This window comes from Acinetobacter sp. TW_SC_4, assembly GCF_054861205.1.
This window is the reverse complement of sequence record NZ_CM142174.1, coordinates 963,598-984,792: the sequence shown is the minus strand read 5'-3', so window position 1 is coordinate 984,792 and position 21,195 is coordinate 963,598. Positions and strand designations below refer to the sequence as shown.

At 41.0% G+C, this 21,195-nt stretch carries 20 protein-coding genes, 1 other RNA gene and 2 pseudogenes; 10 read left to right on the top strand and 13 right to left on the bottom strand.

The features are described from left to right. Nucleotides 1-144 precede the first annotated feature (144 nt). The 3 genes from dnaQ to nudC all read left to right on the top strand — a co-directional run bounded on the left by dnaQ (nt 145) and on the right by nudC (nt 4,067). Entirely contained in the window at nt 145-1,518 is a 1,374-nt protein-coding gene (dnaQ, locus tag ACWM1W_RS04635) for a DNA polymerase III subunit epsilon (protein WP_175967198.1), read from the top strand. A gap of 126 nt (nt 1,519-1,644) precedes the next feature. Further along, on the top strand, nt 1,645-3,288 hold the full coding sequence (locus ACWM1W_RS04630) for a chemotaxis protein (protein WP_214001439.1): 1,644 nt from the start codon (nt 1,645-1,647) through the stop codon (nt 3,286-3,288). Then, entirely contained in the window at nt 3,288-4,067 is a 780-nt protein-coding gene (gene nudC / locus ACWM1W_RS04625) for an NAD(+) diphosphatase (protein WP_214001440.1), read from the top strand. The genes ACWM1W_RS04630 and nudC overlap by 1 nt, the downstream gene beginning before the upstream one ends. A 69-nt stretch (nt 4,068-4,136) precedes the next feature. Here the strand turns inward: nudC and ACWM1W_RS04620 are convergent, their stop codons facing one another. From ACWM1W_RS04620 to ACWM1W_RS04605, 4 genes are all read right to left on the bottom strand, one after another. Beyond that, entirely contained in the window at nt 4,137-5,015 is an 879-nt protein-coding gene (locus tag ACWM1W_RS04620; protein ID WP_214001441.1) for an alpha/beta hydrolase, read from the bottom strand. Further along, on the bottom strand, nt 5,005-5,697 hold the full coding sequence (locus ACWM1W_RS04615) for a BON domain-containing protein (protein ID WP_004782863.1): 693 nt from the start codon (nt 5,695-5,697) through the stop codon (nt 5,005-5,007). Before ACWM1W_RS04615 ends, ACWM1W_RS04620 begins: the two co-directional genes overlap by 11 nt. Nucleotides 5,698-5,833: 136 nt before the next feature. After that, complete coding sequence (locus ACWM1W_RS04610; RefSeq protein ID WP_034170475.1) at nt 5,834-6,247, bottom strand: YraN family protein; 414 nt, start codon at nt 6,245-6,247, stop codon at nt 5,834-5,836. A gap of 9 nt (nt 6,248-6,256) precedes the next feature. Beyond that, nucleotides 6,257-7,216, bottom strand: coding sequence for a penicillin-binding protein activator (locus ACWM1W_RS04605; RefSeq protein WP_214001442.1), 960 nt, complete (start codon nt 7,214-7,216; stop codon nt 6,257-6,259). A gap of 10 nt (nt 7,217-7,226) precedes the next feature. On the opposite strand from ACWM1W_RS04605, the pseudogene ACWM1W_RS04600 reads away from it, so the two are divergent. Continuing rightward, nucleotides 7,227-7,325, top strand: a pseudogene (locus tag ACWM1W_RS04600) (16S rRNA (cytidine(1402)-2'-O)-methyltransferase); the annotation flags it as partial. Between the two features lie 75 nt (nt 7,326-7,400). On the opposite strand, the gene istB reads toward ACWM1W_RS04600, so the two are convergent. Next, nucleotides 7,401-8,174, bottom strand: coding sequence for an IS21-like element ISAba8 family helper ATPase IstB (gene istB, locus ACWM1W_RS04595; RefSeq protein WP_075167882.1), 774 nt, complete (start codon nt 8,172-8,174; stop codon nt 7,401-7,403). Next, nucleotides 8,174-9,193, bottom strand: a complete 1,020-nt coding sequence (gene istA, locus ACWM1W_RS04590) for an IS21 family transposase (protein WP_286716026.1) — start codon at nt 9,191-9,193, stop codon at nt 8,174-8,176. Before istA ends, istB begins: the two co-directional genes overlap by 1 nt. Nucleotides 9,194-9,278: 85 nt before the next feature. Between istA and rsmI the strand changes: the two are divergent. Further along, nucleotides 9,279-10,028 (top strand): annotated as a pseudogene (gene rsmI, locus ACWM1W_RS04585) (16S rRNA (cytidine(1402)-2'-O)-methyltransferase); the annotation flags it as partial. Nucleotides 10,029-10,095: 67 nt separating this feature from the next. Here rsmI and ACWM1W_RS04580 read toward each other — a convergent pair. The 4 genes from ACWM1W_RS04580 to ACWM1W_RS04565 form a co-directional block, all read right to left on the bottom strand. Then, entirely contained in the window at nt 10,096-10,347 is a 252-nt protein-coding gene (locus tag ACWM1W_RS04580) for a hypothetical protein (protein WP_004782870.1), read from the bottom strand. 174 nt (nt 10,348-10,521) lie between these two features. Then, nucleotides 10,522-11,769: an FAD-dependent monooxygenase gene (locus ACWM1W_RS04575; RefSeq protein WP_214001444.1), complete on the bottom strand. Its 1,248-nt coding sequence runs from the start codon at nt 11,767-11,769 to the stop codon at nt 10,522-10,524. Continuing rightward, nucleotides 11,766-12,974 (bottom strand): 2-octaprenyl-6-methoxyphenyl hydroxylase, encoded by a 1,209-nt coding sequence (ubiH, locus tag ACWM1W_RS04570; RefSeq protein ID WP_214001445.1) that lies wholly within the window; start codon nt 12,972-12,974, stop codon nt 11,766-11,768. Before ubiH ends, ACWM1W_RS04575 begins: the two co-directional genes overlap by 4 nt. A 422-nt stretch (nt 12,975-13,396) precedes the next feature. Then, nucleotides 13,397-13,837 carry a BLUF domain-containing protein gene (locus ACWM1W_RS04565; protein ID WP_208462808.1) on the bottom strand — a complete coding sequence of 147 codons (441 nt, stop codon included), beginning with the start codon at nt 13,835-13,837 and terminating at the stop codon, nt 13,397-13,399. Nucleotides 13,838-15,084: 1,247 nt separating this feature from the next. Here ACWM1W_RS04565 and ACWM1W_RS04560 point away from each other — a divergent pair. Next, nucleotides 15,085-16,086: an acyltransferase family protein gene (locus ACWM1W_RS04560; RefSeq protein WP_461603308.1), complete on the top strand. Its 1,002-nt coding sequence runs from the start codon at nt 15,085-15,087 to the stop codon at nt 16,084-16,086. A 189-nt stretch (nt 16,087-16,275) separates the two neighbouring features. Here the strand turns inward: ACWM1W_RS04560 and ACWM1W_RS04555 are convergent, their stop codons facing one another. The 3 genes from ACWM1W_RS04555 to ACWM1W_RS04545 all read right to left on the bottom strand — a co-directional run bounded on the left by ACWM1W_RS04555 (nt 16,276) and on the right by ACWM1W_RS04545 (nt 19,031). Further along, nucleotides 16,276-16,515, bottom strand: coding sequence for a DUF378 domain-containing protein (locus ACWM1W_RS04555; RefSeq protein WP_034703714.1), 240 nt, complete (start codon nt 16,513-16,515; stop codon nt 16,276-16,278). Between the two features lie 397 nt (nt 16,516-16,912). Next, entirely contained in the window at nt 16,913-18,247 is a 1,335-nt protein-coding gene (gene pepP / locus ACWM1W_RS04550) for a Xaa-Pro aminopeptidase (protein WP_208462437.1), read from the bottom strand. A 151-nt stretch (nt 18,248-18,398) separates the two neighbouring features. Beyond that, nucleotides 18,399-19,031: a UPF0149 family protein gene (locus ACWM1W_RS04545; protein WP_034170482.1), complete on the bottom strand. Its 633-nt coding sequence runs from the start codon at nt 19,029-19,031 to the stop codon at nt 18,399-18,401. A 65-nt stretch (nt 19,032-19,096) separates the two neighbouring features. On the opposite strand from ACWM1W_RS04545, the gene ACWM1W_RS04540 reads away from it, so the two are divergent. The 4 genes from ACWM1W_RS04540 (at nt 19,097) to ACWM1W_RS04525 (ending at nt 21,090) form a co-directional block, all read left to right on the top strand. Beyond that, entirely contained in the window at nt 19,097-19,654 is a 558-nt protein-coding gene (locus ACWM1W_RS04540; RefSeq protein WP_004782884.1) for a hypothetical protein, read from the top strand. Then, nucleotides 19,651-19,938 (top strand): cell division protein ZapA, encoded by a 288-nt coding sequence (locus ACWM1W_RS04535; protein ID WP_005234746.1) that lies wholly within the window; start codon nt 19,651-19,653, stop codon nt 19,936-19,938. The genes ACWM1W_RS04540 and ACWM1W_RS04535 overlap by 4 nt, the downstream gene beginning before the upstream one ends. Before the next feature lie 97 nt (nt 19,939-20,035). Then, nucleotides 20,036-20,220: non-coding RNA, 6S RNA (ssrS, locus tag ACWM1W_RS04530), on the top strand. A gap of 288 nt (nt 20,221-20,508) precedes the next feature. After that, nucleotides 20,509-21,090: a 5-formyltetrahydrofolate cyclo-ligase gene (locus ACWM1W_RS04525; protein WP_034170526.1), complete on the top strand. Its 582-nt coding sequence runs from the start codon at nt 20,509-20,511 to the stop codon at nt 21,088-21,090. The last annotated feature ends 105 nt before the right edge of the window (nt 21,091-21,195 follow it).

Below are 21,195 nucleotides of genomic sequence, written 5' to 3'. Positions count from 1 at the left end.
CGTGGACACAAGGCATTAATTTACCCCGATTTCACGTTAAATGTTACAAGAAATTAAAAAAACTGGTGCATCTAGACGCATCAAGCGTATTTGCGTTATACAATATCCGCTTCAGCAAGTTCTTTTTTGATCGGATTTTAATTTATGTCTCACACTATCACGCTATATGTTGATGGCGCCTGTCGCGGCAACCCGGGTTTAGGCGGTTGGGGTGCGTACATAATTACCGAACAGCAGGAACACAAAATTTGCGGTGGCGAAGATCATACCACCAATAATCGCATGGAGCTGACCGCAGCGATCGAAGGCATCCAGTTCTGTCCAAAAGATGCCAAGCTGGTCATTTATACCGATTCCAATTATGTCAAACAAGGCATTACCGAATGGATTCATGGCTGGAAAAAGAAAAACTGGAAAGACGTTAAAAATCCGGATCTATGGCAAAAACTGGATGCCATTTGCCAAGGTCGGGATATTGAATGGCACTGGGTAAAAGGCCATGCCGGACATCCTGGCAATGAAATGGCCGATCAACTGGCTAATCAGGGCGCAGATGAAACCTTGAAAAAATCCAAATCAGTTACTGCAATCACTGAAAATAAAAAAAAATCTGAACCTGACTGGCTTCTAGACGACCCTTTCGGGCTGGATCTTGTCGATAGTGAAGAAGAACTCGAAGAGAGCATGGAAATGGCCGAAGAAAAAATGGAACGGACTGAAAATTTAGAAACAATTGAAAATACCGATGAGTCTGCTTCAGTCACTTCAGATTCAACCGAACTACATCCGCAAATTGTGATTACACCGCCGACCTTAGAGCTGCATGGCCCCCGTCAATTGATTCTGGATACGGAAACCACCGGTTTCTATTATCAGGATGGTGACCGGATCATTGAGGTGGGTGCGATCGAAATGATTAACCGGAAACTTACCGGCAGCTCAATCCATATTTATATCAATCCGAAAAAACCGGTTGGTGATTCGGTGAATGTCCACGGTATTACCGACGAGTTCCTGCAAGACAAGCCGCTGTTTGAAGAAATCTCACAGGTACTGTTTGACTATCTGCAAGGTGCCGAAATTATTGCGCATAACGCGACCTTCGATATGAACTTCCTGGATATGGAATTCAAGCGTGCAGGCTTTGTCGCACTTTCTGAAGTTTGTGAAGTAACCGATACTCTGGCAATGGCCAAATCCAAGCATCCTGGACAGAAAAACTCTCTAGATGCCCTCGTGCGTCGTTACGAAATTCCACAACGTGACCGTACCTTCCACGGTGCCTTGCTCGATGCGGAAATTCTGTCCGATGTTTATCTGGCCATGACCGGTGGACAGGTCTCTTTTGATATGGATGCCCTGTCACATACCGAAGAACAAGGTGGCAGTTCAAGCACTGTGAAAATCGAAATTGAATTGCCTGTGATTCTTCCATCAGATGAAGAACTTGCCGAACATGAGAAATGGGTCAAACAATTTGAAGAAAAGCATGGAACGCCTTGCCTTTTTGCAAAATAAAATCTAAATTTCAAGCAGTAATTTCGCTTTTAAAATACAGTTCTTCAGTTATAGTAATTCCAAAGAGGCCCCGTCCGATAAAGCGGGGCTCATATATAGAAAATACTCAAGGAAAGGTGCAGATCCATGTCTTACCAAACCTCTATACATTTTGATCCAACAGCTTTACTGATAATAAAAAATGAGGTTGATAACTCGATCAAGTTAGTCGAATCAGCAGTAAGCACCTTGGTAGAAGATCAAACTTTACCTTTTGGCATTGACGATGCATTAAATCAGTTCGAACAATGTGCACAGGTACTGGCACTGATTGATATGCCGAATCTGGCACAAATTGCTCAATATTCAGCAGAACTGATGCGCAAGATTATGGGGAATCCGGCGCAGGTCAACACTCAGGATGTGATCGCATTGAGTGAAGGCACCACCATGCTGAAACGCTATATCGAATTTATCTGCTTGCGTGAAGTGAAAATTCCGCAGTTCCTGCTCGATACCCTGAACCGTCTGGAACTTGCGCTTGGTAAACCATTGACGACCGAAGGTCAGCATATTGAACCTTTGCTTGATCTGATTACTCCAGACTTCCAGTTACCCCAAGTACCAGGTCTGGAAAAATCCAAATATGTGCAACGCCTGTATAAGCTGTCTCTTAACAAACTGCTAAAACAGGAAGAAAGCGAGATGGATCTGCAAGCGATCAAACTGGTCGGTACTTATCTGGCAGGTCTTTCAGCAAATCATCCAAGCAAGCAATACTGGCATCTGGTGCATGTTGCTTTTGATAATATTGATCACCTGCTCATCAATGAACCACGTTTGCGTACTTTAATCAGTATTGAACGCAACATGGCGCAGTACTTTAGTTCAGCCAACAGCTTCAAAGCCTCTCTGTCCGATCTGGCAAATGTATTAAGCTTATGTATCAGTCAGGAAGATGCAACTGCACAGCAAATCCGTAGCCAGCTGAATATTGGTGATGATCTACTGACAGATATGCAACTTCAGGTGTTCAGCCGTCACCTATATGGTCCGGACTTTGAAACCATGCATACCATTAGCGAGCTGGTGACTGCGGAAATGACCCAGATCCGCAATGATATCGAATATAACTATCAGCACATGACACCTGAAAAAACGCAGGAACTCCAGACTCAGCTGAATAGCTTGGCCAATATCTTCAAGGTTCTGAACCTGAACGAAGCCTATCATGATTTAAACCGTCAGGCAGCTTCACTCAGCCAGGCGGATATTCTGAAAGATGAGTCTTTTGCCCAGCAGTTGATGAATGTGATTCTGTCCGCGATGAACTCGATTGGTGTATTGGAACGTCACCATACTTCGAGCCGTCTGCAGCTACGTGTGAATAACATGAATATCTCATTGGATCGTCTGGACGAAGCACATAACGCTTTGTTAAATGAAACCAAGGCACTGATTGAATTATCTAGCCAGATTCTGACTGATTATCTGCAGGATCAAGATCTGACCAAACTCGAACCTGTACCCATCCAGTTCTGTGAAATTGGCGGTGCTATGCTGTTCCTGAATGCTGAACATGTGAAAGCTGCATTCAATACAACTGCCCTGTTTATCAAAAACCGTATTGAACAGTCGGTTGCATTAACACCAGCAGAAATTCATCATGCGCTGGATGCATTGGCTAGTGCCGATATGATGATCGATAACTTAAAGAATAAACAGCCTGTATTACAGTCCATGTTTAAGGTAGCATTAGACAGTAGTGAGAAACTGAAAATCGTTGCCTAATGTCTAAAAAATTATCACTTGCTTATATTTTCCAGCAGCAACAGTTGCTGGTCGACCAACACTTTCAACTGCCTCAAGTTGAAGCTCTGGCAAGTGATTTGCTGCTGAATCCGGGTGATCAGGTGATTGCCCGTGATCTTCTTCCAGATGAGCCAACTCCTGAAGGCTTGCAACTGGTTCCAGTCCGTCAATTATTACAGTTCTGGAATGTTCAGCAATTTGAACAGGCCAGCCGTGCTGTGCAACTATTGGAATGGCGCCGAAATCACAAGTTCTGTAGCCACTGTGGCACCCCGACTAAAGCCCATGCTATTGAATATGCCATGGTTTGCCCAGCTTGCCATTATCGTCAGTATCCAAGGGTGCAACCTTGTGTGATTACCGTGATTACCCGTGGTGAAGATGAAATTTTGCTGGCTAAAAATGCACGTAATACCAAAAGCCAGATGTATGGCCTGATTGCCGGATTTGTCGAAGTTGGGGAAACGCTTGAAGAAGCGGTACGTCGCGAGACGCTGGAAGAAGTCGGCTTGAAAGTGAAAAATATCCAGTATCTGGCTAGTCAGCCCTGGCCCTTCCCGAGTAATCTGATGATTGCCTTCAAAGCAGAATATGCTGGCGGTGAGCTGCAATTGCAGGAAGAAGAAATTAGCGACGCGAAATTCTTTAAATTTAATCAGCTGCCGGAAATTCCATTTAAAGGCAGTATTGCCCATGCCATGATCATGCATGTGACTCAAGGTACACCGGTCGCAGATGATACCCGTGAATGGCTCTAAGGTTTTCAACTAAAAAAGCCCGGTTTTTATACCGGGCTTTTTTGTGAGAATTACCAAAATCACAGATATTCATTTAAAAGTATCTTCTAGCGCCCACATCACACGTGGCTTGGTTTCAAAGAACCGGCTAAACAAACTGGACAATGAACCAATCATTGTAATATGGCCCAGTTTCGGAATCGTAATCAGCTCGCTATGATTGCCATGGTCTTTTAATACCCGATCCAGATCCTGACTGTTAAAATGACCGACAATATTGTCCCGCTCTGCCATGAACAGATAATGTTTGGTGGAGGTATTTTCCACAAAATAATATGGCATCACCTGCTGATACGGAATCGACTGGTCAAAAGCATCGGCACAGATTGGATCATCTTTATAGTTAAAATGATACGGTCCTGCCAGACCAATAATGGCGCGGATCTGTTCCCGCTCAATCATGGCCTTTTGTGGATGGTATAGCGCTGACATGACATTAAATGCCCCGGCTGAATGTCCCATCAAGACCAGATTTTCCGTAGAAACATTTAACTGGCCTGCATGCTGCTGCAAATGATTTAGCAACAGATGCAGGTCATTGATATAGATCGGGAAAATGTGTTCAGGCGCTAGGTGATAGTTCATCACCACCACATCATAGCCTTCTTTGGCAAAGGCCTCGCCAATGAAATGGTAATCCTTTTTATCACCGTGCAGCCAGGCACCACCATGGACAAAGACAATCAGGGGGCGATGCGCTAAAGGCTGATGACTTAAAAACAGATCAAAACGTTGACGGGCTTTTAAGCCATAGGCTAACTGGGTTTCAACACTATAACCCTGTTTTGGGGTTAAACGGTTCAGCGCATAACTGCCAAAATCATAGATCCGGAAATCTTTATAACGTTGCTGGACTTCAAGGATCCGGTCTGACAGCTGCGTTTTAAATTGACCGACCTTATGGAACATCAGTCGGTTCAACTGTATCAGGATCAATGGCGACTGGAGTCTGTTCAACACCCGACTGTGCATAAGATGCAGGCGCTGCAAAATTCTGGTTAGTATTATAACCAGAGCGCTGATCCACGTTGTCGATGAGCGTGACAATTTTTGTGATATTCCCCACTTGTTGCAGCACCTGATTCAGGTCATCGATTTCTGCACTATTCAGACGTCCCATCACATACAGCACACCATCTTCAGTATGCACATGCACTTTACTGTCAGATACCACCGGTGCTTTCATAATCAGGCCACGGGTATTCGCCGTCACGGCGGTATCCTGCATGATCGTAGTGTAGCTGCTCTGGTTACCCACAGTAATAAAATTATGCACCGCTTTGACGTCACTCATGGATTTGACATTATCTTCTGCCAATTGCTTGAGATGCGCATCCGGCACCTGCCCGGTCAACAGGACATTGCCATGGAAGCTTTCAATATTGACCCTTGACTGTTTAAAACGTGAATCCAGTTTATAAAGATTAATTTTTGCAGTACGTACAATAGAAGAATCGATAAATACCTGTCCTAGCGTCCGAGCTCCATTTTCGGTACCTACAGGAGCAGTACCAGTACCGCTAGAAATAAAGCTGGCACAACCCGATAAACTTGCGACACACAGCATTGTTATTGCAATACGCTTAACCACTCAGCAAGACTCCTTAATTTTAATCAGTCTTATTTCAATATAATAATCTGTTTTTTCAAGGCCAGATGTTCTTCATCATACTTGAACTTTCCCATGATGCTGCAAATTTTATCTACCGCATCAGATCTTATTTTATTCAAAGATTAATAAACTCTTGATCAAAAGTAAAAGCATTTTCAAACCAGTGCAGATCATAAGGGTATTGAGAAAAATCATGCTGTATGGTTTTTGCAAAATACCGATTAAAATCAAAACAAATCACATCAAAACGATAGTAATAATGTGCAAACTGTGGATTTTTTTGAATAAAACATACAGCCGTTTGTAGGACTTTTCGTTGCTTGGCAGAGGAAACCGATTCAAAAGCCAATGCATAAGCTGTTTTAGCCCGTGCTTTTACCTCGACAAAGACCAGTTCCTGCTCACGCTGCATGACCAGATCAAGTTCACCATAGCGACTATGCCAGTTTCTGGCAATGAGCTGAAAGTCTTGTTGCTGCATTAGTTGGGCAGCTTGTTGTTCTGCCCATGCACCTAATTGTTTCTGCATCGTTGACCCTTATAGTGCCTTGAGACCTTTGGCACTCTGCTGAAAACAGGACGGCGTACGTTGTATGCCCTGATCCGATACCCGAATCATTCCAGTACGACCCTGGAATTCAATATTGCGTATTTTTTTATTGTTTAAATAATACTGGGTGATTTGCCAGGCATCACCACCAAAAGCAATCAAACGCTGATAGGACATATTCACCGGTGCCTGTTGATAAGCCTGCATCACATCAGGCCAGTTAGCAAAATAAAGTACCGGCACATCGCAGAACTTGATGCCTCGTGGCGGAGCATGCTGTTCATTAATTGCATTCGCGACTGTGTAAATCCGTTTATGTCCTAAACCCTGTAAGGATGCCAGCCAGTCCGCATTGCCGAGCAATAGGATCCCCTGCTTGCTCTTCAGAAAAAATGGCGGCTTCTGGATCATTTCCAGTTGCAGTTCACTCTGGCTAAGTAGTGACATCAGCAAGAGTTCATGTTCTGACTCACTGCCCGGTTGACGCAGCACAAACAGTTGCTGAATCCCATCTAGCGCAATCTGCTTCTGTAAGGCAGCTGCATCTTCTTTTTTCGACAGGCTAAATTGCCAGATATTTGGGGCCGTGAGGCTAGTTTCATTCAAACTCAGTGTACGAATCTTGGGTTTAGTCTGCACCAACTGCTCTACATCCTGACGTGCCAAAGGACCAATCACCATTTGCGTCTTTTTACTGACATGCTGTTTGAGTAATTGAGAGATTTTTTTCTGGTCTGAATTGACCCATTTCAATGGTACTTTCTGTCCGGACGCCATATACGCACTGAGAAATCCTTGCTTGATACTTGAAGCGGCTCGCGCCAAGGGGCCGGTTTCAGGTAGAATAATCAGCACTTCCGCTTGTACGCTGCTGACGCAGGCCAGTAACCCCAAGCCCAAAATTTTATTTTGAATCTTCCATTTTTTATTATTCGATTTATTCCACATGGAGAAACCTATGAGTGCTCAGTTATTTGTTGTTGCGACTCCAATCGGGCACTTAGATGATATTAGTTATCGTGCAATTAATGTATTGAAATCGGTGAGTCTTATTGCAGTGTCAACGGCATTCTAAAATTGACCCCTTTTACCTTACAAATGGCAAAGTAAAATTGACCCCTTTGATCTCGTATTAAGTTTCAACCTGGGGCTGAATCCCAATTCTTTTTTTACCCTTCAAACGATAACTCTCACCCGATATTTGTACCACATGACAGTGATGTAATAGCCGATCTAACATCGCAGCGGTCAACGTGACATCATCCGCAAATGACTTAGACCATTGGCTAAAGGGTAAGTTACTCGTCAATATCGTACTGCCTTTTTCATAACGCTTGGCAATCACGTTAAAGAACAGATTCGCTTCTTCACGTCCAAATGGTAAATAACCAATTTCATCGATAATCAGTAACTTTGGTCCCAGTACCGCACGCTGCATATAGGTTTTCAATTTACCTTGCTGATAGGCTGTACTCAGTTGCAGCATTAAATCCGCTGCGGTAATGAACTTGATCTTAATGTTGTTCATGATGGCCTTATAGCCTAATGCCATAGATAAGTGCGTTTTTCCTACTCCGCTAGCCCCCAGAAACACCACATTTTCTGCTCTAGCAATAAAGCTCAGATTGAACAGTTCAATCACCTGTGATTTAGGGGCCCCTAGGGCATAATTAAAATCATAGTCTTCCAGGGTTTTGACTTGAGGCAGGCCTGAGAGTTTCATCAGTACCTGCTGACTGCGCTGTTGCCTGGCAGCATATTCATGCGTCAAGATTGCTTCAACAAAGTCGGCATAACTTCCATCCTGACCTAATGTTTGTTGTGCATGATGTGACCATTGTGATGCGATGGCAGGCAGATTGAGCTTTTGGCAAAGCTGCTCTATACGGTCGTATTGCAGATTCATCAGGAAACTCCTAGCAACTGATCATATACCGATAAGGGATGCTGCAAACTCTCGTAGGGCATGATATGCTGTGCTGCTGCAACAGGTACAGTGCCAGAACCTGTATCTGATTGCGGTAATGGCGTAAATTTTTGCTGCTCCTGTTGCAGTCGAACAGCCGGTTTTTCTTGCGTGGTGGCATGAATCCGCTGATTGGCGGTTTCATGCAGCCACCGGCCAATGTGGGCATTGGCGACATCAACATTTAACAGTAAACCCGAAGTCTTCAGGCTTGCTTTCAATGGCACAATAAAGCTTGATTTGAGGTATCCATTAAAGCGTTCAACTTTGCCTTTGGTCTGTGCACGGTAGGGCTTACATACGCGAGGACGAAAGCTGTATTTCTTGGCGCAGTCGAGCAGTTTGGGGTTCCATTTATGCTGCCCCTCCTGATAGGCATCCCGTTCAATCATGATCGTTTTAGCGTTATCAAACAGGATTTCTTGAGGTACTCCTGCAAAGAACTGAAATGCATTTTCTAGACCATCGATCCATGCATCGGTACGTTCATGATCATAAAATTTCACGAAAGTCGCTCTGGAATACCCTAATGTTGCGACAAAGGCTTTCAAAGTCGTGTTGTTGCGTCGAATCGTGGTGAAATCCACCTGCATTTGTTGGCCAGGTTGGGTTTCAAAACGAATGATCGGTTCCGGTTTAGCAACTGGTTTTAATGTTGCGAGATATTCCCTCAAGATCCTGATCTTTCCTGGATATCCCAACCTTAAAATTTCCTGGTAGAGCACAACAGCAGGAATCCATTCAGGATGAGCTGCGTTTACACGTTTGAGTAAATAGGGTTTATATGGATCAAGAATACTTGTTCTAGGTTGTGTACGCCGATACTGAGGTGTTTCCTTCTGCCGTAAATATTTACGTACGGTATTTCGGGACACCCCCAGTTCACGACTAATGGCTTTAATGGATTTACCTTGCTGATGAAGTATTTGGATTGTCACTGCTTGCTCCAAAGTTAACATGTTGAGCAGTCCAAAATGACCGCTATATTAACCAAGGGGGTCAGTTTTTAAATGCCGTTAGGGGGTCATTTTTACACTGCCGCTAACAGCAGCTGAGGATACACGAACTTCTGCACAATTACTTAAACACTTTAATATTCAAACACCTTTGACAGCCTGTCATGAACATAATGAAAGCAACAAGATTGATCAGCTGATTCAACGCCTGCTCAATGGTGAAGATATGGCATTGATCAGTGATGCAGGCACACCACTGATTAGCGATCCAGGATTCAAGTTTGTCCGTGCTGCACAAGAACATAATATTCGTGTGGTGCCTGTGCCGGGTGCATGCGCTGCAATTGCCGCTTTAAGCGCAGTAGGTTTACCGAGTGATCGTTTCAGCTTTGAAGGTTTTTTACCGTCTAAACAAAGTCAGCGACTCTTGACTCTGGAAAAACTGAAAGATGAAACCCAGAGCTTAATTTTCTATGAAGCACCACACCGCATTCTGGAATGTGTTAAAGATCTGGCAGCGGTATTCGGTACAGAGCGTCCTGTAGGTTTTGCCCGTGAAATTACCAAGACCTTTGAAACCATCAAGAAAATGACACTGGGTGAACTGGTTGAATTTGTTGCCAATGACCATAACCAGCAAAAAGGTGAAATCGTACTGGTGATTGGCGGTTCTATCGAAGAGAAAGATCTGGATCAGGAAAAACTGGATAAATTGTTACTGCGTTTATTACAAGATCTGTCTGTCAAAGCAGCTTCACAACTGGCTGCAGATTTGACCGGGATCAAGAAAAAAATTGCCTATCAACGTGCTTTGGAACTAACCTCTGCCAACGATTAATTTTTCTTTACTCATAAAAACACCACAATCAATGTGGTGTTTTTTTATTTGCTAATATCAAGTGCAATTATTCTCTTGCAACGGATTCATCAGCTGGAACTTCAGTAATACGGCCACCACTTGCCAGAAAAGCTGCAATTTCATCCTCAAGTGCCTGACGTTTTTTCTGCTTAGCAGTTACAGTCAAAGTTTCAGCTTCTAATACGTCTGTATCATTCACAACTTCTTCGCTACTTGCAGCACCTTTTTCTGCTGCTTTTGCTTCATCGTCGTCGATTACAGGATCTTCTACATCATCATAATCATTTACGTCTGTCATTTTGCTCTCCCCACAAACGGCTTCGCTTTTATCTATTGAACCAAGCTTTAAATTAACTGAAATTTAGCAATCTCTTTGGTCTTCGCCTAGCCCTAATTTTCAAAAAATCGTATCTTTTTTAAACAAAATAGTTACTCTTTATAGATGTTTGTTTAAAAAATTTACATTCTGCCACTAGGTTGAATAACGTGTATCTTTGAGTAAACTTAAACCATTCGCCTGAGCCATAAATGCATCTTTCAGGACTGCCTGTTGCTCTACCTGTTTCAGCCCGAAATTACGTGCCCACACCACTGGGAAAAGCTCAGTAGTTTCCATCCAGCCAATCGCCGACATGCTATGCATCATCGCATCATTCTGGCCTTTACGACGATGCTCATAACGTTTTAAGGTCTGCACATGGGCCCACACTCCACGCGCTTTGTCATGTAGCAACACCTCACAAAGTACAGCAGCATCCAGACAGCCGATATTAACCCCTTGTCCAGCAAGCGGATGAATCACATGCGCAGCGTCACCAATTAATGCTAAGCCATCTTGTACATACTGCTGTGCAGCACGAGCTTTGAGTGGGAATTTAGCTCGCGGTGTCGCTTCCAGCACTTCGCCCAGCATATGATAGCTTTCACGGGTCAATAGTTGAGTGAAGTCAGCATCTGATAATGCTACATATTCATCGGCATAATCATCAGGTAATGTCCAGACTATGGATTGCCAGTGGCCTTGCTCTTCTTCTTTAAGACCTGCCATTGGCAGATAAGCCAAAGGACCGGTTTCCAGAAAAATCTGACGAGCCACATGCTGATGCGGCTGGGCTGTTCTAATTGCACAGCTGATTCCAGCCTGTTTATAGTCCAGTACATCGATATCGATAAAGGCTTGTTCACGTACAAAGGAGTTCGCGCCATCTGCGCCAATGACCAACTTGGTTTTGAGCTGGGTGCCGTCTGTCAGATGAATGATCCAGACATTTACACCACGTTCCACCCGGCTAACTTTGACCTGTGTGCGGTAATCTTGCACCTCTTCAAGCATCTTTTGCTGTATGGCCAGATTCAGGATACTCGGTTCTACCATCGAGCCTAGCGCCTGCTCTACAGAAGGTGTCCTTTCTGAAGAATGACCAAAGTTAATTTCACCGTAGCCATTTTTATTCCAGACCTGCATTCCAGTATATGGCTGCTGGCGTGCAAGTTTGTCCCACACACCCACGGTTTTTAATAAATGAATGGTCGCCTGACTTAAAGCCAAAACCCGCGGATTGGCTACGCTTAAAGTTTTGTCTGCATCCAGAATAGGCGCAGCATCCAGCACAGTAGCTTGCACACCACCTTGAGCAAGTAATAAAGCTGTCAGGCCACCTACTAGCCCACCACCAACAATGACAACATCTAATACACCAGAACTCGGATTCAGACTCATGCTTTTAACCCCATGGCATAGTTAGCGACCAGTGGCTTGATGCCAGGAATAGTATCAAAAGCAATCAGTCCGGTATTACGGATCAGTTTCAAGAATGGATTCTGATTACTAAAACCACGTACGACTGAATCACAGAACTTGATCACTCTTTGCTGATCATTCAAGCGGGATTTCTCATAGTCTTGTAATACCGCTGCATCACCTAAGTCTGCGCCTTGTGACTGCTGCTCTTTCAGGTAGCGCACCAATACATGTGCATCTCGCATACACAGGTTAAAACCCTGACCCGCTACTGGATGAATCGTATGTGCAGCATTACCCATCAAGACCACGCGGCCCACAGCCTGTTTTTCTGCTAATACTTGGGACAATGGAAAACTGAAGCGCTTGCCTGTTTTCTGGAATTTACCGGCACGATCGCCATAGGTTTCTTGTAAGGCGTTCAGGAAATGCTGGTCATTTTCCTCACCCAGCCATTCTCCTTCCGTTCCTTTCTTCACAGGCCAGACGACAGAACGACGATATTCACCTGGAAGTGGTAATAAGGCTAATGGTCCTAGGTGGCTAAAGCGTTCAAAGCCAACATGATTATGCGGTTTAGAAGTTTGAACGGTAGTGACAATGGCGACCTGATCATAGTCATGCTCTGAAGCCCCAATGCCAAGCGCTTTACGACAGAAAGAATCACGCCCATCAGCAGCAATCACCACTTTGGATTGAAGTCTCAATAAAGCATCACCACGTTGTGCTTCAAGATAAGCAAACTCAGCATCTTGAGTCAGAGAGCTGACCTGAACCCCATCAATCAGTTCAATGAGTGGTTCTTTTTTGACTTGAGTTAATAGCACACGACCTAGCCAGGCATTTTCAATCACTTGGCCAAAGCTTTCGACTTTTTCCTGTTCTGCAATTAAGCGCGCCTTACCAAAACTGCCCTGCTCAGTGATATTCACTTCAAGAATCGGCGTTGCATGTTCCTGCAAGGCATCCCAAAGCTCAAGTTCCTGATAAATCTGTACACTACGACGTGACAAGGCACTATTACGTGCATCAAAGCTGGAATGATAGGGTGCAAGGTTTACATCATCATAATCTGGATATTTGATCGCTTCCAAAAGTTTGACTGCAATATTGGTTTTGGCCAACATCAGCGCGAGACTCAAGCCGACCATACCACCACCGACAATGATGACTTCTTGTTGCATGCTGTAATCCTTTTAATATCGTATCTATATACATAGATACTTATAATCATGATGAATTTTATATTAGCCTAAAAAATTTCTTTTTTATAATAAATTAGGTAGCGGTTTCGAAGCGAAGTCTGCTTGTGGTTAATTTATAGCTAACCTCAACGGCCTACTTAAATTTTTCAAAATACAGAAGTGTCGTCTGCCTGATGAAAAGCAGAAGAATTTTGCACTGATTGTTAGGTTTAAAAGCTTGGCTTGGTATGAAATGATAAGGATGAGATCTGGATATATTTTTTTGAATTAACAATATTTATGTTTTTGAATTTATAAAGTATTTTTTATTTAACTTATTTAAAGTAAATACTCATTTTAAAAAATTTTTAAAAAATCATACGATGCAGGGCTAAAGCTTATATCGCATGATGATGTAAGGATTAACTTGCTTTCAATGTATAGGCATGGTCATTCAAACTTGCCAATATCTGAATAAATTGAGGAATGGTCTCGGCATTCAAGGTATAAGGATTGAATTCATCCAGATTATGTTCGGCAAAGAATCCAAGAATATCCTGATGGATATTGGCATATTTCATATGCCAGTCTGAGAAGAGTCGATCATTTACATCTTCAAAATACAGTACTTCACAATTTTTATGTCGAGGATCTTTCAAGATTTTTTTATAGAACAGATCTTCAATCTTGTTCCTATCTCCTTCCAGACATTGAACAAAGTAACCATTCCCATAATACAGAGCCCCAAAAATCGCATTACGTGAATTGAAATTCAACGCTTCTGTAAGAATATTGAATAGATCATTCATTGGATCTTCGCAATCATACAACTTACTAACATATAAAAGTCTTGCGTTGCTCATTGTCTACCTCAATATTTTAGATTATGTACATTACTCAATATTTTTCCGTTTAATATATATAACTGATTTTATAAAAATTTTCTATGATTATATACAAAATAATTTATAGAATAGTAAAATAACTTGAAAAATAAAATGAATTTTTATATAAATTCAGTCACTTGCTTTTAATATGCATTTTCCAAATATTTCTACATTAAAAAGCTTCAAAATTTTGCTATTTGAGATCTACCATCAAGTATCAGTTTTTTTACTTTCTAAATGCTCATGTAATTTGAGCACCAGATATCTTTGTCAGAACAGCAGCAAGCCAGCAAAAATGTAAATCAGCGATTTGTTCTCGATCAGTAGTGCAACCGCTACAAATACAATAGCAAAGATGAAGGAAAAGATTAAATGAGTCTTGCTACTCTACTTAGAAACGACAGTCTAAGTCGAGCTCAAGCAACTTATTAAGCATGGACATTCTTCTTCCTCTTTTCTCAAAATATTTTTAAAGGTTAACTGTTTTAAATTTCTAAACGATACAAAAAACATGCCTATTTAATAATCAATCCTGTAGTCTTTGACTTACAGTCATTCAAGTCCTTTACTACTATTTTAGTTAAATGAATTTTCATATGATGATTTCATCAGGAACAGGAAGTCCCACATAAGAATAACAATAGATAGGCACAAGGACGGTAAGGTACGACAGGAGTTATACCAAGCTAACCAATATGAAAAACCCCGGCAGGATACCGGGGTTTTTTATTATCTAATGATTAAAAATTTGAATATAGTAACAAGGTTTCTGAACAGAAATCTTAGCAATCACTACTACCTATATCTTTCATCTACTTATAGAAAATTCCCAAATTTTGGTGTGAAGTTGATAATGTATACGTGATCTTTGAATTAATTCATCAATGGTTTCTGGAATTTCTTTTATTAAGCTGAGTACTTTTACTTTTTATTAAACTTTTGAAACATATTTGAAAGGGGCTAATAAATAATAATAATTAATAAAAAATTCAATTTTCATTTATTTAAAATACTCTAGCAAACAATCGAATTCTCGTAAAATAGGCTACTTTTATATAAAAATAACCGTAATAATTTTAGATTAAATAATCAGTAATATTCACGGTCTTTCACTAGGTATATTTGTGAGACAAACATTGAGTATGATAGTTTAAATTAAATACTTTAATAAAATAATAACTATGCTTTATTCAGTGCAATTTCTTAGGGGGATTGCTGCCTTAATGGTAGTTATAAGCCATACCTCCTTTAAAGGACAACAATACAATGTAGATGCACTCCAGTGGTATCACATAGGCGGTTCTGGCGTTGATTTATTTTTCATCATCTCTGGCTTTATTATGTGTTATACAACATATAATAAAAAAGTTAATTTTTTAAATTTCATGAGAAACCGATTCATCCGAATCATTCCTCTTTATTGGGTTCTCAGTTTTTTTGCTTTAATCGTATTTCTGATTTCTCCAAATCTTATAAATTCATCTGGTGGTGAAACAGGAATTTTCGAATCCTTCTTCTTAATTCCGAATGGCAGTAAATTTTTAATCAATAATGGATGGACCTTAAGCTATGAATTTTATTATTATTTTATTTTTTCATTTTTCCTAATCTTTTTATTAAAAGACTTATATAAATATCTTTTTATCATTCTATATTTTTCAGTTGTTGTGGCTATAGGTTTAATACTCCAACCAAAATCTGAATTTCTGATGTTTTTAACCCATAATCTTTTGCTTGAATTCGCTTTAGGCGTTCTGGCATTTATCATTATAAAAAATACTAGTCTTTCCCGATTAATGTCTATATTTATGATTCTTATCGGAGCTTCCCTACTAGCCTATCAAAACTTTTATAAATTACCTGATTTCATCACCTTGAGATCATTAAAAATCGGGATCCCGATGTTTTTCATTTTTATTGGATGCGTAGCTTTAGAGGACTTAATCACTGAAACCAAATCACTAATTTTAAGATTTTTTAATCATCTTGGAGATTCATCTTACTCTTTATATTTGATTCATCCTTTTACTTTAAGCCCAGTTGCTATGGTTTTAAACAAACTCAATATATTAAACCCTTACCTATTTAGCTCTATACTTATTACTTCTTCTATCTTAGCAGGTTCTATTATTTATCTGGTTTTAGAAAAAAGGTTAATTAAATTAGGCAAAGAACCATTTAACTTCTTTAAGTATTTTTATCCGGTTGATAGAAAAAAATTATAGAGATTTTTTGATCACTTTATACGGTTTTTATCAATTTAAAATTTTATATAGGTTGACCAATTTAAAGACGAAAAACGGAGCCTAAGCTCCGTTTTTGTTAAATGCCTTTATATCTTTTAAATTAACTAATCTATTATAGGCATCAGTTAATTAAAAAAATATCAATGATTTCAATTAACTTTCAGTCAGTTAACGTACTACTCGAGCCTGAGACTCATGATGTACATCGCGTCGACCCAATTTTGTACCCGTATAAATCAGATACAAGGCAGACAAACCAACCAATACATAAATAATTCGAGATAGTGCGCTCATTTCACCAAAGATGGCAGCGACTAAATCAAAGTTAAACGCACCAACCAGACCCCAGTTGATGCCACCAATAATCGCTAAAGCATAAGCAATCCAGTCAAGCGTATTTAGTCTCATCATTTTTCTCCTGCTCTTCTTTGAGTTTATTTAAGGAACAGGTCAAGTATGAGAACGAAATCGGAATTAATATGTTGCTTTGATGCTAAAAACTCAATTGCTGTGTTGAATTCCTGTCATCTTATAATTCTCAATTTTAACAAAATTAATTTTATTTGAATAAGTCGCGATTAACGTAAGTAAATGTCTTGCTTGTTTCTCGATAGTATCTTTGTTCTATCTAGCTATTGGATAACTTATTTCTAAGAAAATAATTTACATTTTCTTAAAATTTTATAAATACTCATTTTAATATCAATAGATTAGAAAAATTAATGTCTTCAATAAGTCAATTTTTAGCTTTTTCCTATAAAGATAAAAAAGCCGATGCGATCATCGACTTTTTTATATCTTTTATTTAAGCAGCACGTGCTTGAGCCATTAAGGCTTCAATATCTTCCACAGTTTTCACTACTTTTGCAGTTAGCACTAGTGGGCCATTTTTGGTAGCAACCACATCATCTTCAATCCGGATTCCGATGCCACGCCATTTCGCATCTACAGTTTCATCATCTGGCGCAATGTAAAGACCCGGCTCAACGGTCACGACCATACCTTCTTCATATGCACGCCATTCACCGTTGGCTTTATATGTACCTACATCATGGACATCCATACCGAGCCAATGCCCAGTACCGTGCATATAGAACTGGCGGAAACTTTCAGTCTGGATAATTTCTTCAAGTTCCCCCTGCATAATCCCCAAATCAAGTAAACCTTGAACCAGAATGCGAACCGCCACATTATGCGGCTCTTTATAAGAATTCCCGATTTGAACAGCATTGATCGCAGCAATCTGTGCATCCAGTACGACATTATATAAAGCTTTTTGTTCCGGGCTGAATTTACCATTTACCGGGAACGTACGGGTAATGTCTGATGCATAAAACTGATATTCACAGGCAGCATCAATCAGAACCAGATCACCATCCTTCAGCTCTTTATCATTTTCCACATAATGCAGAATACAGGCATTTTCACCGCCACCGACAATACTGTTATAGGATGGTACACAGCCATTTTTACCAAAGATATAATTCAATTCAGCTTCTAAAGCATATTCCATCATGCCTGGACGAACTTTCTGCATAGCCAGTGTATGGGCTTCTGCAGAAATATCCGATGCAAGCTGCATCAGTTCAATTTCATTTTCATCTTTATGCAGACGCATTTCATCAACGATACGATCCAGCCGCATGATCTGTGCCGGTGCAGAAGTACCACGGCGGCTTTCACCACTGGCTGTTGCAATCCATTTAGCTACGCGTGCATCAAATTCGGCATTGTGCCCAATCCGGTAGAAAAGCTTGTCTTTGTTCTGAAGCTTGTTGAGGATTTCCTCATCCAGTAGATCAATCGCATAAGCTTCGTCCGCTTCATAATCATCAACGGCGCCATCCACTCCGGCACGGTAGCCATTCCAGATTTCCATTTCACGATCACGTTCGCGGCAGAACAGACTATAGGTATAGCCTTCTTCTTCCGTATCAAAAGTTTCAATGACTGCAACTGCTTCAGGCTCAGCAAATCCGGTCAGGTAAAAGAAACTGCTGTCCGCACGATATTTATAATCTGCATCACGGTTACGCAGGGCAACCGGGCTGGTGGCAATAATCGCGATACTACGTAATCCCATTTCCCCTGCGAGGATGTCACGACGTTCCTGAAAATCGGCTTGAGTCAGTTTCTTCATTACACCTTACTTCTTATCAATTGCTACTGTTATTTAAAATTTGATTCTGAAAACGGGTCAGATCAATTTACTATCATCTTCATGAGAAGACTCAGCAAAAAATATGCCGGTTTCAGAACCGTTTTTAATTTGTGTTTAAAACCGCTTGAACTTAACTCGGACGTTTCGGCGAGAAAATTTCAACTACAGATTGCGCTTCAGTTGCAGAAGCTGGAGCTGGTGCTTTTTGCGTGAATTTCTGCAATAAAGGTGTTTCCTCAACCTCTACTTTCTTACGACCGACGGACAGGCTTACTGGAATCAGACGAACAAACTCATACAACTCCTGATAACTTTCTTCACCCTCGGCATCGTCATCAGAGTCTTCAAATTCAACTGCTGCAACATCTTGTAAATGTTCAATCAGTTCCATTTCATCATTGCGGATATGACCTGAAGCCAGACCAAAACCAAGCACTACGCCTGCACACCAGTCAGCCAGAGCCTGAACGCGTTCTGCCAAGCTATGCTCATCATCTGGTAGTAATGGCAGATAATCCAGCTCATCTTCAGACAGCGCATGAAAGATGTCTTCTGCCTCACCTGTTAACAATTCTAATGCTTCAGGATTCAGTTCAGGGACATCTAGCGTTTCTAAAATCTGTACCCATTCATCACTTGAAGGTGCCTGAGTGACACAGACAATTCCAGTAAGCAAACCATGCAGTTCGCTTGGGCTAGAAATTTCTTCAATTGAAGAAAAATTGCGGTACCATTCTGACCAACCTGAAATATCGTCTTGCATTCGTTTATCCAATCTCTATACTGCTTTATATATTACCTTTGTTTGCAACACTGTGCGACCTCGATATGTTAGAAGAATTACAGCGTCTACAAGTGCATATTGGCGTTTTAAAAACGCGACTTGCACAACTTGAAAGTGAGAATACCAGTTTACGTGAGAAGCAAGAGGCTTCAAGCGTGCAACATGAAACTCAAATTGAACAAAAAAATAGCTTTATTGCGCAAAAACAACAAGAAATACAGAACCTCAATCAGCAACTGACAGAATCACGTAATCAGTTTCAGCATTTAAACCAAGATGCTACAGCACTGGCAGATCGTTATAGCCGTCTGGAAAAAAGTTGCACTGATCTAAAGAACCGTTTTCAGGAAATTCTGGCTGAACGCAATGAATTGCGTGTGCTGAAAGAAAAGTTATTGCTGGAACAGCGTCATGCTCAACAAGAAATTCAGCGCCTGAATCAGGAATCTGAACGTCTTACCCAAAAAAATGAAAATGCCAAAGCTAAAGTTGAAGCCATTATTCAACGTCTGGCGATTTTGGGAACAGCCCAAGACCAAAATGCACAGGAAATTCAGCAATTGGCCCATCCTACTGAAGTGACTGAGGAAGCTTCATCATGAGTGAACAAATCGCAATCGACTTAAAGGTATTGGGTCATAGTTTCCGTCTGGCCTCGACTGCGGATCAGCAGGATGAACTACAACGTGCAGCGCAATTACTCAATGAAAAATACGATGAATTTCGCCGTAAAGCCCCTCGTATGGAACCAAGTAAACTGATCATTATGGTGGCACTGGAACTGATGCAGGAAGTATTGACGATGAATAAATCCCTGCAACAATATGCGCACTGCGAACGTTTGTTACAAACTATTTTAGAAGAAGTTGAAGAACTAACTGAATAATCGAGTTTTTTGTTTAAACTTCGGTCGTTCGACTAAACTGTTTACAGTTCACGAACAGCATAGAGTTGCCACATCGGCATTATCGTTTATACTTAGTCTAACTCTGAGATGTTCGCCAGCGGGTCAGATTCCCCTGAGCCGATATTTAAATCTTAGGATTGAGTTCTGCATATTTAGAGTGTATGCCCATCCGGTATGGGAAACCCAGCAAGTATGCGTCTCGTCCACCTTGAACTTTAGGGTTCAAGGGTAATGACATGCAGCGGCATCTTCGGAGTGCTTCTATTTTTCTAAAAATATTTCATTATTTATCTTGTTTTATAAATCTCAAATTTATTACATTTTCCTGGTTTAGCGTCCTGTATCCGTATCTTTTTTCGTCTTTTAAAAAGTTACCTGGATCTAAGTACAGATCGATTAATTCATCATAAATGTTTCATTATTTTTAAAATTCAATCAAAAATTCATACAGATGCCTATAATACTCGCTATGTTGCTACCCTCTATTTAAGTTATGGCATTTTATTAATCTAATGCCCTAAAATCTTGAAGACCATATTTATGACGACGATGAATCTTTCCGAACTTCGCAAACAGCTACGTAAACAGCGCCGTCAACTCTCTCGATTTACCCAAAAACAGACTCAACAACGTATCCTGAATATGATTCGGACTTTGCCAGAATTTCATGCAAGCAAGTCTGTGGGGGTTTATCTGGATGCTTTCGGTGAGGTTCGCACTCAGGCGCTAATTGAATACTGCTTTAAGCATCATAAACGGGTTTATCTCCCAAATATTTGCAATATGAACCAGCGGCTCACGTGGGTAGAAATCAGTCAAAATCATTATCATTCCCAGCGTTTTGCTCATCATCGGTTGGGAATGCGTGAACCCATGGCTACACGGGGGCTGCATGTCTCAAAACTGGATCTTTTGGTTATGCCACTATTAGCTTGTGATCAATATGGTACCCGGATTGGTATGGGAGGTGGCTATTATGATCGTACGCTGGCAACAGCAGCGCGCCGTCCTTTTCGCCTTGGACTGGCGCATGACTTTCAGCGTGTGTCACAACCTTTAGTCCGAGAAGTTTGGGACCAGCCTCTAGATGCCCTGCTTACGCCTACACTTTTACAACGTTTTAAGCGTTAAATGATGTATTTCCAAATACACAAGTACTTTAAAATCAAATAATTAGTAATTTTTTATACAATTTAGTCGCTATAGCCCTTGTAATTTTTAAATTACCCATCACTA

Bases quoted from the DNA above. Each gene is read 5' to 3' on its own strand.
- istB (WP_075167882.1), bottom strand. From the start codon at position 8,174: ATGAATCTGCAATACGACCGTATAGAGCAGCTTTGCCAAAAGCTCAAT.
- istA (WP_286716026.1), bottom strand. From the start codon at position 9,193: ATGTTAACTTTGGAGCAAGCAGTGACAATCCAAATACTTCATCAGCAA.
- ACWM1W_RS04620 (WP_214001441.1), bottom strand. From the start codon at position 5,015: ATGTTCCATAAGGTCGGTCAATTTAAAACGCAGCTGTCAGACCGGATC.
- nudC (WP_214001440.1), top strand. From the start codon at position 3,288: ATGTCTAAAAAATTATCACTTGCTTATATTTTCCAGCAGCAACAGTTG.
- ACWM1W_RS04555 (WP_034703714.1), bottom strand. From the start codon at position 16,515: ATGAGACTAAATACGCTTGACTGGATTGCTTATGCTTTAGCGATTATT.
- pepP (WP_208462437.1), bottom strand. From the start codon at position 18,247: ATGAAGAAACTGACTCAAGCCGATTTTCAGGAACGTCGTGACATCCTC.
- ACWM1W_RS04630 (WP_214001439.1), top strand. From the start codon at position 1,645: ATGTCTTACCAAACCTCTATACATTTTGATCCAACAGCTTTACTGATA.
- ACWM1W_RS04525 (WP_034170526.1), top strand. From the start codon at position 20,509: ATGAATCTTTCCGAACTTCGCAAACAGCTACGTAAACAGCGCCGTCAA.
- ACWM1W_RS04545 (WP_034170482.1), bottom strand. From the start codon at position 19,031: ATGCAAGACGATATTTCAGGTTGGTCAGAATGGTACCGCAATTTTTCT.
- ACWM1W_RS04560 (WP_461603308.1), top strand. From the start codon at position 15,085: ATGGTAGTTATAAGCCATACCTCCTTTAAAGGACAACAATACAATGTA.
- ACWM1W_RS04540 (WP_004782884.1), top strand. From the start codon at position 19,097: ATGTTAGAAGAATTACAGCGTCTACAAGTGCATATTGGCGTTTTAAAA.
- ubiH (WP_214001445.1), bottom strand. From the start codon at position 12,974: ATGCAACAAGAAGTCATCATTGTCGGTGGTGGTATGGTCGGCTTGAGT.
- dnaQ (WP_175967198.1), top strand. From the start codon at position 145: ATGTCTCACACTATCACGCTATATGTTGATGGCGCCTGTCGCGGCAAC.
- ACWM1W_RS04565 (WP_208462808.1), bottom strand. From the start codon at position 13,837: ATGAGCAACGCAAGACTTTTATATGTTAGTAAGTTGTATGATTGCGAA.
- ACWM1W_RS04580 (WP_004782870.1), bottom strand. From the start codon at position 10,347: ATGACAGACGTAAATGATTATGATGATGTAGAAGATCCTGTAATCGAC.
- ACWM1W_RS04535 (WP_005234746.1), top strand. From the start codon at position 19,651: ATGAGTGAACAAATCGCAATCGACTTAAAGGTATTGGGTCATAGTTTC.
- ACWM1W_RS04605 (WP_214001442.1), bottom strand. From the start codon at position 7,216: ATGTGGAATAAATCGAATAATAAAAAATGGAAGATTCAAAATAAAATT.
- ACWM1W_RS04610 (WP_034170475.1), bottom strand. From the start codon at position 6,247: ATGCAGAAACAATTAGGTGCATGGGCAGAACAACAAGCTGCCCAACTA.
- ACWM1W_RS04575 (WP_214001444.1), bottom strand. From the start codon at position 11,769: ATGAGTCTGAATCCGAGTTCTGGTGTATTAGATGTTGTCATTGTTGGT.